Source organism: Streptomyces kanamyceticus (assembly GCF_008704495.1).
In the GTDB taxonomy this organism is placed as follows: Bacteria; Actinomycetota; Actinomycetes; order Streptomycetales; family Streptomycetaceae; genus Streptomyces; species Streptomyces kanamyceticus.
Genome location: NZ_CP023699.1, coordinates 1,128,066 through 1,141,615 on the forward strand (window position 1 = coordinate 1,128,066; position 13,550 = coordinate 1,141,615).

At 71.8% G+C, this 13,550-nt stretch carries 12 protein-coding genes; 1 reads left to right on the forward strand and 11 read right to left on the reverse strand.

Annotated features, from left to right (window positions below):
• Positions 1 to 4 precede the first annotated feature (4 nt).
• The 5 genes from CP970_RS04080 to CP970_RS04100 all read right to left on the reverse strand — a co-directional run bounded on the left by CP970_RS04080 (position 5) and on the right by CP970_RS04100 (position 4,006).
• Entirely contained in the window at positions 5 to 544 is a 540-nt protein-coding gene (locus tag CP970_RS04080; RefSeq protein WP_055552092.1) for a GNAT family N-acetyltransferase, read from the reverse strand.
• Complete coding sequence (locus CP970_RS04085) at positions 541 to 1,104, reverse strand: helix-turn-helix domain-containing protein (protein ID WP_107099036.1); 564 nt, start codon at positions 1,102 to 1,104, stop codon at positions 541 to 543. Before CP970_RS04085 ends, CP970_RS04080 begins: the two co-directional genes overlap by 4 nt.
• Positions 1,105 to 1,176: 72 nt before the next feature.
• Positions 1,177 to 1,971: an ABC transporter ATP-binding protein gene (locus CP970_RS04090; protein WP_055552110.1), complete on the reverse strand. Its 795-nt coding sequence runs from the start codon at positions 1,969 to 1,971 to the stop codon at positions 1,177 to 1,179.
• 56 nt (positions 1,972 to 2,027) lie between these two features.
• The gene (locus CP970_RS04095; RefSeq protein WP_055552096.1) at positions 2,028 to 3,056 is read right to left on the reverse strand and encodes an ABC transporter substrate-binding protein; all 1,029 of its coding nucleotides are present in this window, start codon (positions 3,054 to 3,056) and stop codon (positions 2,028 to 2,030) included.
• Between the two features lie 71 nt (positions 3,057 to 3,127).
• Positions 3,128 to 4,006, reverse strand: a complete 879-nt coding sequence (locus CP970_RS04100; protein ID WP_398654554.1) for an ABC transporter permease — start codon at positions 4,004 to 4,006, stop codon at positions 3,128 to 3,130.
• Between the two features lie 300 nt (positions 4,007 to 4,306).
• Here CP970_RS04100 and CP970_RS04105 point away from each other — a divergent pair, with 300 nt between their 5' ends.
• The gene (locus tag CP970_RS04105; RefSeq protein WP_055552098.1) at positions 4,307 to 5,008 is read left to right on the forward strand and encodes a restriction endonuclease; all 702 of its coding nucleotides are present in this window, start codon (positions 4,307 to 4,309) and stop codon (positions 5,006 to 5,008) included.
• 38 nt (positions 5,009 to 5,046) lie between these two features.
• Here the strand turns inward: CP970_RS04105 and CP970_RS04110 are convergent, their stop codons facing one another.
• The 6 genes from CP970_RS04110 to CP970_RS04135 all read right to left on the reverse strand — a co-directional run bounded on the left by CP970_RS04110 (position 5,047) and on the right by CP970_RS04135 (position 13,492).
• On the reverse strand, positions 5,047 to 5,946 hold the full coding sequence (locus CP970_RS04110; RefSeq protein WP_055552100.1) for a LysR family transcriptional regulator: 900 nt from the start codon (positions 5,944 to 5,946) through the stop codon (positions 5,047 to 5,049).
• A gap of 143 nt (positions 5,947 to 6,089) precedes the next feature.
• A complete protein-coding gene (locus tag CP970_RS04115; RefSeq protein WP_055552103.1) occupies positions 6,090 to 7,289 on the reverse strand; it encodes a glycine C-acetyltransferase in 1,200 nt (399 codons plus the stop codon).
• Positions 7,290 to 7,328: 39 nt separating this feature from the next.
• Positions 7,329 to 8,357 carry an L-threonine 3-dehydrogenase gene (gene tdh, locus CP970_RS04120; RefSeq protein WP_055552106.1) on the reverse strand — a complete coding sequence of 343 codons (1,029 nt, stop codon included), beginning with the start codon at positions 8,355 to 8,357 and terminating at the stop codon, positions 7,329 to 7,331.
• A 138-nt stretch (positions 8,358 to 8,495) separates the two neighbouring features.
• Complete coding sequence (locus CP970_RS04125) at positions 8,496 to 9,680, reverse strand: Gfo/Idh/MocA family protein (RefSeq protein ID WP_055552108.1); 1,185 nt, start codon at positions 9,678 to 9,680, stop codon at positions 8,496 to 8,498.
• Between the two features lie 144 nt (positions 9,681 to 9,824).
• Entirely contained in the window at positions 9,825 to 12,053 is a 2,229-nt protein-coding gene (locus CP970_RS04130) for a galactose-binding domain-containing protein (RefSeq protein WP_398654557.1), read from the reverse strand.
• Positions 12,050 to 13,492, reverse strand: coding sequence for a M1 family metallopeptidase (locus CP970_RS04135; protein ID WP_224058208.1), 1,443 nt, complete (start codon positions 13,490 to 13,492; stop codon positions 12,050 to 12,052). Before CP970_RS04135 ends, CP970_RS04130 begins: the two co-directional genes overlap by 4 nt.
• Positions 13,493 to 13,550: the final 58 nt, after the last annotated feature.

Here is a 13,550-nt window from a genome sequence, read left to right on the forward strand (position 1 = left end):
CCGGCTACGCGACGCGCTTGTAGACGCGCTTGTAGAAGAGCGTCGTCGCGTGGAGCCCGCCGGCCGGGTCCGTCGCGTAGTCCGGGATGGTCCCGGCCCGGGTCCAACCCGCCTTCCCGTAAAGGGTTTCGGCGGGGCTGTCCGTCTCGGTGTCGAGGACGAGCAGGGTCACGCCCGCCTCCGCCGCCGCCTCTTCGGCGGCGGACAGGAGCGCGCGGGCCAGGCCCTGCCCGCGCGCGTCCGGGTGCACCATCAGCTTGGTGATCTCGGCGCGGTGGCGGCCGTTGGGCTTGTCCACGAAGGCGACGCCGACGGTGCCGGTGACGCGTTCGGCGTCGCGGGCCGCCCACACGGCGAGCCGTCCCTCGACGACCGCGGGGGCGAGCCCGCGCCACCAGGCGGCCGCGGCGGGCCCTTCGAGGCCCGCGAGGAAGCCGAGCGAGGCGCCGCCGCGCACCGTCTCGACCAGCAGCTCGGCCAAGTCGTCCGCACAGGCCAGGAGTTGACCGGAGGTGAGCCGGGTGACGGTGGACGGTCCGGTCACGGCGTCACCACCACCAGCGCGTACCGTACGGCCGTCTCTCCCTGGCAGCGGAACCGCGACGCGCCCCACAGGCGGAAGCGCAGGCAGTCCCCGGTGCGCAGCGTGTGCGCCTCCCCGTGGACCGTGACCTCCAGGGCCCCTTCGAGCACCCAGATGTGCTGTTCCAGACCCGGCACGGCCGGACGGTCGTACGCGATGTCGGCGCCCGGCTGCAGTCGGCCCTCGACCAGTTCGCCGCGCATACCGGTGCTCGGCGGCGAGACCGACCAGCGCATGAAGCCCGCTTCGTCGTCCGTCCAGACGGCCTGGTCGACGGCGCGCACCAGCTGCGCGGGCTCGGCCTCGACCTCGCTCAGGAGCTGCGACATCGTCCGCTCGTAGACCGCGCAGAGCCGGTTCAGGAGGGCCGCGGTGGGGCTGATCTCCGCGCGCTCGGCGCGGGACAGGGTCGAGCGGCTGATCCCGCTCTGTTCCGCCAACTCGCCCAGGGACCAGCCGCGTTCGGCACGCAGCTCGGCCAGCCGGGCGGCGAGGCGCGCGTCGACTCCATCGTGTTCCATATTCGGCACGTTATCCCGGATCTGGGAATTCCGGCAACCGGGGGGCCGCTCCTGGCAGGCCGGGATGCTCCGTCAGTCGTGCGCGGACACCGCCCCGAGCAGTTCCCTGATCCGTCCGGTCGCCGTGCGGAATTCGGGAGACACGAGCGTGGCCGCGTACTCCCGTTCCGGCGGAAGGCCGACCTCGATCACCTCCGTGACCGTGCCGGGGCGCGGGCTCATCACGACGACGCGGTCCGCCAGGTAGACCGCTTCCGGGATGGAGTGCGTCACCAGGAGGACCGTGGTGCCGGTCTCGCGCCAGATCCGGTTCAGCTCCACGTTCATCTGCTCGCGCGTCAGCGCGTCCAGCGCCCCGAACGGCTCGTCCATGAGCAGCACGGGCGGCTCGTGCAGCAGGGCGCGGCAGAGCGCGACCCGCTGCTGCATGCCGCCCGACAGCTCGTGCGGATAGGCGTCCTCGAAGCCGTCGAGCCCGGTCATCCGGATCAAGTCGTCGGCACGCGCGCGTGCCCGCGCGGCGGGCATCTTCCGCATCTCCGCCTGGAGCAGGATGTTGCGCCGCGCGGAGCGCCAGTCGAGGAGGGCGGCGCGCTGGAAGACGTAGCCGATGTCGCGCCGCGGCCCGCGCACGTGCTCGTCGCCGATGAGCACCTCCCCCGAGGACGGCGTGAGCAGCCCCGCGACCAGTTTGAGCAGCGTGGACTTGCCGCATCCCGAAGGGCCGACGATCGCCACGAACTCGCCTGCGCCGATGTCGAGCGAGACGTCCCGCAGCGCGGTGACGTCCTTCCTCTTCGTACGGAAGCGGACGGCGACGTCGCCGAGCCGCACGGCGGGCCGGGCAGCCATGTCCTCCCCTGTCATGACGTGCGATGCGGTGACGTCCTGTGCCGTCGCGAGCGTGGCGTCCTTGGGCATGCTCATCCCTTGATCCCCTTGGCCGAGTCCCAGTAATCCGTCACGGACTTGGGCTCCTCGACCAGGCCCGCCTCGGCGAAGACCTCGATGGTCTGCTTCCAGTCGGCCGCCGTGTTGGCGCCCGGCGCCTTGCCCTCGGTGGCGTCGGTGTGCAGCAGGGTCAGCGTCGTCTCGAACTGCTCCGACAGCACCTTCTTCGGAGGGAGTTGCTCGGAAGCGCCCTCCATGGCGGCGACCGCGGGCCCCGGGCTCCGCTGCGCCGACGCCCACGCCTCGCTCACCGCCGCCGTCATCCGCTTCGCCAGATCGCCCCTGCCCTGCAGGGTCTTGGGGCCCGCGATGAGGCCGTTGGAGTAGAAGTTCAGGCCGTGTTCGGAGAAGCGCAGATAGGAGACGTCCTTCGCCGCCTTGTTCTGCATGGTCGGGCCCTGGTCGCTCGCGTAGCCGAGCAGCGCGTCCGTCTTGCCGGAGATCACCGCGGCGATCTTCCCCGCCGGGTCGGTGTTCTGGATCTTCACGTCCGACAGTTCCATGCCGTTCTTCGCCAGGAAGATCGGGAAGGTCTTGGTGAGCGCGTCGCCCGCCGTCCCCGCGATCGTCTTCCCCTTGAGCCCCGCGGGCGACGTGATGCCCTCCGCGTCGAAGAACTGCACGGAGGCGGGCGTCGTCTGCAGGAACACGCCGAGGCTCTTCACCTTGACGCCCTGATCGACACCGGCGAGCACGGCGGGGGTGTCGGCCCAGCCGAAGTCGGTCTGTCCCGCGCCGGTGGCCTGCACGGTCTTCTGCGAACCCTGGCCCGCCCTGATCTCCAGGTCGATGCCGTGCTTCTCGAAGATCTTCTGCTTCTTGCCGAAGTAGAACGGCGCGTGCTCGCCGTACGGATACCAGTTGAGCGTCAGCGTCACCCTGTCGAGCTTCTTGCCGGAGTCGCTGGTGCTCGTCCTGGCGTCGTCGCCGCCACAGGCCGTCGCGGTCACCGCGACGAGCGCCAGGGGGATGAGGCCGGTGAGCAGTCTGCGCGCGTGCATGAGCGGCCCTTCTCGCGTACGGGAGTCGGTGCGTGGCGATGGAGGTGCGTGCCGATGGAGGTGCGGGTGGGTCAGTACGTGGTGGCGGCCGCGTCCCTGCGGCTGGCGTGCCACGGGAGCAGGAGCTTCTCGGCGATCTCGACGAGGACGAAGAGGACCACCCCGATCAGCGACATCACGAGCAGCCCCGCGAAGAGCATCGGGGTGTCGAGGTTGCCGTTGGCCTGGAGGATCACATAGCCGAGCCCTTCGTTCGCGCCGACGAACTCGCCCACGACGGCGCCGGTCACGGCGAGCGTGACGGCCACCTTGAGTCCGGAGAAGAGGTGCGGCAGCGAGGCCGGGAAGCGGATCTTGAGGAAGGTCTGCCAGGGGCGTGCGCCCATCGTCGCGGAGAGCTGCAGCATCTCGGGGTCCACGGCCTTGAGTCCGGTGACCATCGAGATGACGACGGGGAAGAAGGCGATGAGGACGGCGATGAGGATCTTGGGCGCGATGCCGAAGCCCAGCCAGACGACGAACAGCGGGGCGATGGCGATCTTCGGTACGACCTGGGCGAAGAGCAGGATCGGATACAGGGTCTTCTCGACGGTGGTCGACGCGACCATCAGGACGGCGGAGACGATCCCCACACCGACCGCGATGGCGAAGCCGATCAAGGTCTCGTACGTGGTGACCCAGCTGTGCTGCCAGAGGTAGTCGGGCTTGTCGATGATGACGTCGAGGGTCGCGCCCGGCGAGGGGACCAGATAGGGCTCGACCATGGCGGTGGCGGCGATCAGCCACCAGGCGCCGAAGCAGACGAGCAGCAGCGCGAGCGGGCGCCAGCCGCGCTCGGCCGCTTCGGCGGCGCGCTGCCGGATGCCGGGGCGCTCCCGCTCGACAACACCCGCCGCCTTGCTGGGCGCTCGGGACAGTACGCGCTGGCTCACGAGGAACTCCCCTGACATTCGACGGACTTCGACGGGCTTCGGCGAACTTCGGCGGCAGGTGCGCAAGTGCGGAGGAAGCTGCGGAGGGGCAGCGGGGAAGCGCGTCCAGAAAGCGCTTTCTGGCAGGCTGTCGGCCACGCTAATGACTGGCTCGCGGCAGGGTCAATAGGTCGGACCTGAGTTTCCGGGCCGGGGCCGCCGAGCCCGATTTCGTCTGCCCGTTGTCAGTGGTGACTGCCAGCATGGGTTGTCGGGCGGGGACAGCGGCTGAATGGGGGGCGGCATGCCGGGGAACAGGACGTGCGGACGGGACCGGTCATGACGCGGCGGCCGCCCGCGAGGCGGCGTACGCGGCAGCCGCGACGCGCACGGCGCTCGCGGCGCGGCAGGGACGCGGAGGTCCTCGTGCTGTGCGTGGCCGCCGTGGCGGCGACAGGCCTGGTCGTGGTGGCGGTGAACTGGCTGCTCGCGCACTGGTGGTTGCTGCTCGTCGCGGGCGTGGCGGCCGCCGGGGCAGGTGGCGGGTGGCTGTACCGGAGGTCCGAGCGGGCCAGGTGGGACCGGGTCCGCGCGCAGGGCCTGCGGTTCGCGATAGGGCAGCTGGACGCCCTGCACCACCGGGAATTCGAGTACGCCGTCCGCGACTTGATGCGGCGGGACGGCTGCCGGGACGCGGCGCAGGTCGGCGGGGCGAACGACAACGGCGCGGATGTGAAGGCCACCGACCCCTCGGGGCGTCGCTGGGTCATCCAGTGCAAGCACCGCAGGCGCGGCGCGGCCGGCTCGGCGGTCGGCACACCGGACCTGCACGTCCTGAACGGGACGGCCCGCCAGCTGCACGGCGCGGACGTGGTGGTCCTGGTGACGAACGGCAGGTTCTCGGCGAAGTGCGCGCCCCTCGCCCGCTCCCAGCGGCTCCATCTGGTGGACCGCGGGACCCTGACCGCGTGGGCCGCGGGCTCGCGCCCCTTGTGGGAGCTGCTTCCCCGAATACCGCCGCCGGGCCGACCGCTCCCCTGACGTCCGCGCGGGCGGCCCGGAGCCTGCCGCTTCCCGCCCTACCCCGCCGCTTCCCCCAGCGCCTCGAGCACCGGGCGGATCAGCGGATGCTCCTCCGCGCCGCAGCGCACCGCGGCGAACACCCTGCGCGTGGGAGCCGCGCCCTCGACGGGGCGTACGACCACGCCGGGCACCTCCATGCCCCGCAGCGCCGAGCGGGGCACGAGGGCGACGCCCGCGCCCGCCGACGCGAGCGCCACCACCGCGCGGAAGTCGTCCGACCAATGCTCAAGGAGCGGCTGGAACCCGGCCTGCTCGCAGGCGAGGACCACCACGTCGTGGCAGGGGTTGCCCGCGAAGGGGCCGATCCACGCGTCCTTGGCCAGTTCGGCGAGCGCGACGCGTTCGGCGGCCGCGAGCCGGTGGCCGACCGGGAGCACCGCGTCGAAGGGCTCGGCGTAGAGCGGGACGCGGGTCAGGCGCGGGTCGTCGGCGCCGGGCGCTCCCCGATACTCCACGGCGACGGCCACGTCGACCTGCCGGTCGAGCACCATCGGCAGGCTCGCGTCACCCTCCGCGTCCTGGACCCTGACCCTGATCCCGGGCGCGGAGACCGCGAGGCGGGCGAGCGCGGGGCCGACGACCAGGCCGATGCCGGTGGCGAAGGACGCCACGGTCACGGTCCCCGCCTCGCCCGAGCTGTACGCGGCGAGCTCCGCCTCGGCGCGCTCCAGCTGGGCGAGGACCGCGTTGGTGTGCGTCAGCAGGATCTCCCCCGCCGCGGTCAGGCGCACGCCGCGCGCCGAGCGCTCCACCAGGCGGTGTCCCGTCTCCTGCTCCAGGGCGGTGAGCTGCTGGGACACCGCGGACGGCGTGAGGTAGAGGGCCGCGGCAGCGGCCGTGACCGTGCGGTGGTCAGCCACCGCACGGAGGATGTGCAGCCGCCGTGCCTCGATCATGCGGACGATTCTCCCTCACCGGACGGCACATCCGTACCGGTGAGCCCACGAGAGCCCCGAAGGGGCGCGGGGAACCGCGCGCCAAGCCCCCACCGCCCCGCGGACGGGCAACCGGGCGGGCCGAGGGGAGCCCGGTGCGGCCCCTACACGTCCAGCTCGGCCCGCGCGGCGACGAACGCGTCGACCGCCCGGTTGACGTCCTCCGTCGAGTGCGCGGCCGACAGCTGCACGCGGATCCGCGCCGCCCCCTGCGGCACCACCGGGTACGAGAAGCCGATCACGTACACGCCGCGCTCCAGGAGGAGCTCGGCCATGCGGCCCGCGACCGACGCGTCGCCGATCATGACGGGGGCGATGGCGTGGTCGCCGGGCAGGATGTCGAAGCCCTCCTCGGTCATCCGCGAGCGGAACAGGGCCGTATTGGCGGCGAGCTGTTCGCGCAGGTCACCGGCCGACTCGAGGAGGTCGATGACCTTGAGCGAGGCCGCCGCGATCACTGGGGCGAGCGTGTTCGAGAAGAGGTAGGGACGCGAGCGCTGGCGCAGCAGTGCGACGATCTCCGCGCGGGCCGCGACGTAGCCGCCGGACGCGCCGCCGAGCGCCTTGCCCAGGGTGCCCGTGATGATGTCGACGCGGTCCATGACGCCGTGCAGCTCGGGGGTGCCGCGCCCGCCGGGGCCCACGAAGCCGACGGCGTGCGAGTCGTCGACCATGACCATCGCGTCGTAGCGCTCGGCGAGGTCGCAGATGTCGGCGAGCGGGGCGACGTAGCCGTCCATGGAGAAGACGCCGTCGGTGACGATCAGCTTGCGCCGGGCGCCGCCCTCGGTGGCCTCCTTGAGCTGCTTCTCCAGCTCGGCCATGTCGCGGTTGGCGTAGCGGAAGCGGCGGGCCTTGGACAGGCGGATGCCGTCGATGATCGACGCGTGGTTGAGCGCGTCGGAGATCACCGCGTCCTCGGCGCCGAGCAGCGTCTCGAAGACGCCGCCGTTGGCGTCGAAGCAGGAGGAGTAGAGGATCGTGTCCTCCTGGCCGAGGAACGCGGACAGGCGCGCCTCCAGCTCCTTGTGCACCTCCTGCGTACCGCAGATGAAGCGGACGGACGCCATGCCGTAGCCCCAGCGGTCGAGCGCCTCGTGGGCCGCGGCGACGACCTCGGGGTGGTCGGCGAGACCGAGGTAGTTGTTCGCGCAGAAGTTGAGGACCTCACCGGGGCGGCCGCCCGCGGTCACCGCGACGGTGGCGGACTGCGGGGTGCCGATGACGCGCTCGGGCTTGTGCAGTCCGGCGGCGACGATCTCGTCGAGGGTGGCCTGGAGGTCTGCGCGTACGGAGTCGAACATGCGTAATTCCTTAAGGGAGTTCAGCGGGCGGCGAGGGCGTCAGGAGGTCCAGTCGAGGATGACCTTGCCGCCGCGGCCGCTGGCCGCGTCGTCGAAGGCGGCCTCGAAGTCACGGTGGCCGTACCGGCCGGTGATCACGGGGGCCAGGTCGAGTCCCCCTTCGAGCAGCACGGACATCGCGTACCAGGTCTCGAACATCTCGCGGCCGTAGATGCCCTTGATCGTGATCATCGAGGTGACGATCCGGGACCAGTCGACCGCGAACTCCTCGGCGGGCAGTCCGAGCATGGCGATCCTGCCGCCGTGGGTCATGTTGGCGACCATGTCGCGCATCGCGCGCGGGTTGCCGGACATCTCCAGGCCGATGTCGAAGCCCTCACGGAGCCCGAGGGTGCGCTGCCCCTCGGCGATCGGGGTCTCGGCGACGTTGAGCGCGAGCGTGACACCGGTCTTGCGGGCCAGTTCGAGGCGCTCCTCGCTGACGTCGGTGATCATGATGTTGCGGGCGCCCGCGTGCCGGGCGACGGCCGCCGCCATCAGGCCGATCGGCCCGGCCCCGGTGATCAGCACGTCCTCGCCGACCAGCGGGAAGGAGAGCGCGGTGTGCACGGCGTTGCCGAACGGGTCGAAGATCGCGGCCACGTCCAGGTCCACCGGGACGCGGTGCACCCAGACGTTGGTCGCGGGCAGCGCGACGTACTCCGCGAAGGCGCCGTCCCTTCCGACGCCGAGTCCGACGGTGGCGCGGCACAGGTGCCGCCGCCCGGCCAGGCAGTTGCGGCACTTGCCGCAGACCAGGTGGCCCTCGCCGCTGACCAGGTCGCCGGCCTTGATGTCCGCGACGTCACGGCCGGTCTCGACGACCTCGCCGACGAACTCGTGCCCGACGACCAGCGGCGCGGCGATCGTCTGCTGTGCCCAGCCGTCCCAGGCCCGGATGTGCAGATCGGTGCCGCAGATCCCGGTGCGGAGCACCTTGATCAGGACGTCTCCGTGGCCGATCTCCGGCTCCGGTACGTCCATCAGCCGGAGTCCCGGCTCCGCCTTCTCCTTGACCAGCGCCTTCAACGCCACGGCTCCTGTCGTCGTACGTCGCTTCTTCCTCCGACGACACAGGAATCTTCCCTACGGCGGCGCCCCGGTCCATCGAGGATTTCTTAAGCGCCGCCGCAGCTTTCCTTCAGGCCCCCGCGTCAGAACGGCGCGTCAGCGGATCTGACCGCGTTCGAAGTAGGCGATCAGCTCCGGGTCGAGCGCGGGCACCTCGCGCGGCGTCCCGCCGTCCCGCAGCGACTGGGTCGCCCCCGCCCCCGCCGCCACGGCCATCCGCGCCGCGACGGGCGAGGTGTCGGTGCGCCCGCCCGCGCGGACGAAGCGGACGAACTCGTCGACGAGCAGCGGGTCGGCGCCACCGTGCCCGCCGTCGTCCTGCGCGTCCGGCACCGGGTACTCGGCGTCCGCCTCTCCCCGGTAGGAGGACCGGCGGGAGTTCCACACCTTGACCACTCCCCCGGGCCCGTCGCCGAAGTTCTCCAGGCGCCCCGCATCGCCGATGACGGTGTAGTTGCGCCAGTAGTCGGGCGTGAAGTGGCACTGCTGGTAGGCCGCCAACACCCCGTTGTCCAGGCGCATGTTGACCAGCGACACGTCCTCGACGTCGATGACGGGGTTCAGGTCGCGCTGGGTGTGCGGCGGCCAGTGTCCTTCCTTGGTGTACCAGTCGTCCGTCTTGGGCTCGCCCGGCGCGCGGCGGTGCGGATTGTCGCCGTAGACCATGAGGTCCCCGAGTGCCTGCACCCGGCGCGTGTAGCCGTTCGCGAGCCAGTGCAGGACGTCGATGTCGTGGGCGCCCTTCTGCAGCAACAGGCCGGTGGTGTGCTGCCGTTCGGCGTGCCAGTCCTTGAAGTACCAGTCGCCGCCGTAGCCGACGAAGTGCCGCACCCAGACGGTCTTGACCGCGCCGATCTCACCACGCTCGATGATGTCGCGCATCAGCCGGACCACGGGCATGTGTCGCATGTTGTGCCCGACGTACAGGCGCGTGCCGGTCTCGTACGCGGTGCGCAGGATCTCGTCGCACGCCTCGACGCTCGTCTCCAGCGGCTTCTCGACGAAGACGGGCTTGCCTTCGCGCAGCGCCTCGCAGGCGAGGGCCGCGTGGGTGTGGTCGGGCGTGAGGACGACGATCGCGTCGACGTCCGGGTCCTCGACGACCTTGCGGTGGTCGCTGGATATCAGCGCGCCGGGGAAGGCCACGGCGGCCCCGGCCCGTGCGGTGGCGTCGTGGTCGGCCAGGGCGGTGACGCGCGAGCCCTCTCCCGGCCGGTGGGCGGTACGGGCGAGCGAGCCGCGCAGCCCGTAGCCGAGAACGCCGAGACGGAGGTCGGTCATGGAACTTCCTTCGCTTGTGCCGGTGTTGCGGGTGCCGGTGCGGGTGCTGGGCTCGATGCCGGTGGGTGGCCGAGCTTGATCCTTATCTATCCGGCCCCGGCCGCCCGTGTCGAGAGGCCGGGCAGCCGGACGGCACCCCGATCTCTACGGGTGGACGAGCACGTGCGCGAGGCCCACCCGCCCGGTGCCGGTGAGCCTGATCCGTACGAACCTGGCCGTATCGCCCCCGGTGAATTCCAGCAGCGTGGGACGCAGCGCCTTCCCCCGCACCTGCCGGGTGGTGGCGTCGGCGAAGTCCGCGGTCCGCGACAGCTGGACGTCGAAGTCCGCCGTGGTCATCGCCGCGGCGTTCCACACCTCGACCTGGCGCACCCGCCGGACGGCGCCGAGGTCGACCTGCCACCAGGCACCCGGCTCGGCGAGCGTGCGGGTGTCGGTCGAGGTGTCCCCGTCGAGGGCGTACGAGGCTCCGGCGGCGCCGTCCGTGGAGGACTGCGACGCGGTGCCCGCGCGGGCGAGGTCGGGGCGCAGCTGTTCGACGGGACCCGGGTGGGCGCCCGCGCGCCGGGCCACGGCGAGCGCTTCGGCGGGCAGCCGGTCGAGCTTCGTGCGGTTGTCCTTCATGGTGGACCCGGTGCCGGTCAGGGCAGGTGCGTCGGTGTCGGTCCAGTTGCCCGTGGCGTGGTTCCGGATGCCGTAGTCCGCCCAGTTGGAGACCCACTTGTAGCCGAGCCTGGTCAGCACGTTGCCCTCGACGCGGATGTGTGACGACTGCTCGTCCAGGTAGATGCCGTTGCCGTCGCGCTCGGTGTTGCCGTACGCCGAGCGGTTGATGTAGTTCCCCGCGACGAGCGTGCCCGGCTGCGCGCCCTGGGTGTAGACGGCGCCGCCGTCGTGCTGGTCGTGCTCGACGCGCATCACGTCGGTGATCCGGTTGGCGGTGACGCGGTTGTCGCGCAGGACGGACTCTCTCGCCTCGGGCTGGTTCCAGCCCCAGCCGACCGAGATCCCCGAGTAGGGCAGCTCTTCTAGGGTGTTGTGGTCGACGCTCAGCTCCGCCTCGTACCCCGCCCAGATGCCCACGGAGTCCGTGTACTCGACTCCGGTGCGCCGGATGGTGTTGTACGCGACGGTGTTGCGCTCCCCCGCGAGCGCGGGCTCCGGGTCCGGCTCGGTGTCGCCGATGTAGGCGGCGCCCGACGACAGGTCCGTGAAGCGGGAGCGGGTGACGGACGAGTCCTTGGTGCCCTCCTCCAGGATGACGCCCGCGCCCGCGAGATGGGTGAACTCGGCTCGGGTGACGCTCACTTGGCGCCCTCCGCGCACGGTGAGGGCCGCGGCCGGTTTGGTGTAGTAGCGGCCCGCGTGGTCGACGGGCCCGGTGGTCCCGGTGAGGCTGAGGCCCGCCTGGGTGCCCGCGTAGCCCTCGTCGGTGCCGGGCTGACGGTAGGCGGCGTACGCGAAGTCGATGCCGTCGACGCGCACGTCGTGGGCGCCGTCGATGACCATGAGCCGCTCGGTGACCGGGGTGACCATGCGCGCGCGGCGCGGGTTCTCGCCCGCGCGCGGCAGGTAGGTGACGGTCCTGTCCTCGGCGTCCCACACGAACTCGCCCGGTTCGTCGAGGAGTTCGCGGGCGTTCTCGAAGAAGGCGACGCCGTGGTAGCGGGCGGAGTCGACGGTGGTGGAGTCCCAGGCGGGGCCCGTGCGGTCGGTGCCGCTCGCGGAATTGGCCCAACACGGCTGGGCGAAGGTGAGGTTGTCCCCTCGGACGCCGGTGACGCGGCAGTGGTAGTCGCGCCAGCGGACCTTGATGACCGCCTCCGCGCCGGTGGGCCGCTGCCAGGCGGCGACGCCCGAGGCGATCGCGCCCGTCATCCCGGTCTTCGTCGCGTCGCAGGTGGCGGCGGGACAGGCCGCGCCCCGTGCGCGCTGCGCCCGGCGGCCGTCCACGAACAGCTGGCGCGGGGCGACGCCTTCGGGGGCGGTGGCGGTCCAGGTCCCGTCCTGGTTCCTGGTCCACCCCTTGATCTCCCGGCCACCGGACAGGACGGGGTCGGCGCCGGGGGCAGCGGTCCAGGTGACGGCGCGACCGGCACGCCCCGAGTCGGCCTCGCCCAGCGTCAGGGGCTCGGTCAACGCGTAGGTGCCGTCGGCCAGTTCGACGCGTACGTCCCGGTCCGCGATGTCCCGTGCGGCGTCCCGCGCGGCGGTCGGCGAGCAGGGGCGTGCCATGGAGCACGCGTCGCCGCTGCCGCGCGGTGCCACGTGCAGGACGTGCGGCGCGGGCGCGGCCGCGGCCGCCGGGGTGAGCAGAGCGCCGAGCGCCACGGTGACGAGGGCCGCCGCGAGGGCGGCGGGGCGGCGCCTCACGGGGTGACGCCCCAGTCCGGGTGGCCCGGCATGGGCGGGTTGTCGAGGTCGAACAGCCAGTGGTTCAGGAAGGTGCGGACGGACGCGTCCCCCGTCACCTTGACCGCGTTGTCGACGAAGTCCTTGGTGGAGGCGTTGCCGTGCCGGTACTTGGTCAGCCACGCCTTCATGACGGCGTCGAACTCGTCCTGCCCGAGCCGCTGTTGGAGGGCGTAGAGAGAGACGGCGGCTCCGTCGTAGATGTTGAAGCCGCCGAGCCCGGTGGGCTTGCCGGGCGGTCCTTCGCTCTTGCGGACCGCGTCGAGCTTCTCGTACGCGGCCTTCATCTTCTCCTCGATGGCCTTGAACCCCCTCTGGTCCGCCCACACGGCCGCGTAGTAGACGGCGGGCCCCTCGTTCAGCCAGGCGTCCTGCCAGGTCGCGGGGGTGACGGAGTCGCCGAACCACTGGTGGGTCAGCTCGTGGACCATGGTGGTGGAGTAGGTGGGGCGCTCGAACCAGCCGGGGCCGAAGAGGGAGAGGGTCTGGTTCTCCAGGGCGTCGCCGTAGCCGTCGCGCACGATCTGCACGCCGTAGGTGTCGAAGGGGTAGCGCACGCCGAGGGTCTTCTCCAGCCAGGCGAGCTGCCCGCCGGTCTCCTCGACGATCGGGCGGTACTTCGCCAACTGGTCCTCGGGCACGAGGTGGCGCAGCTTCACGCCGTGCGGGCCGCGCCCGTAGACGTAGCTCTGCTTGTTGACGGAGATCCCCAACAGCTCAGGGGCCATCGGGGACTTGAGGGCGAAGTCCCAGGTCTCCTTGGCGCCGGGCGCGCCGCGCCGCCCGGTGAGGTCGCCGTTGGCCGCGGGCGTCCAGCCCTTGGGTGCGGTGAGGTGGAAGGTCCACGTCGCCTTGTCGGACGGATGGTCGTTGACCGGCGCGAAGGTGTCGGCGCGCGACGCCTGGGCGGCCGAGGCGAAGCCGCCGTCGGACATGTACCGCCAGCCGGGCTGGCCGATCGGCTTCGTCTTGCCGTTGCCGTGGTACGTCACCTCGACGTCGAAGGAGCGGCGCTCGCGCAGCGCCCGGGCGGGGGTGACGGTGAGCTCCTGGCCGGTCTGGCCGGGGCCGGTCGCCCAGGTGGCGGGCGCGCCGTTCACGGTGACCCGGTCGACGGCGAGGGAGTCGACGTCGAGGTTGAAGGACGACAGGTCCTGGGTGGCTCTCGCCCGGATCTTCATGGTGGCGGCGAAGTCGTAGGTGACGGGCGTGAAGTCGAAGGAGAGGTCGTAGTGGCGGACGTCGTAGCCGCCGTTGCCGAGCGTCGGGAACAGCGGGTCGCCCACGCCGTCCGAGCCGGGGGTCGGCGTGAAGGGCGTGGAGGTGAAGGGGGTGGCCTGGGCGGGGGCGGCGAGCGCGAGGGTGGCGGCCGCGGCCGCCGTAGCGATGGCGGCACGCACGGTTCGGGTCCTTTTCTCAGCCATGGGGCGGCAACGTAGTAATCGCTTACTGTCGCCG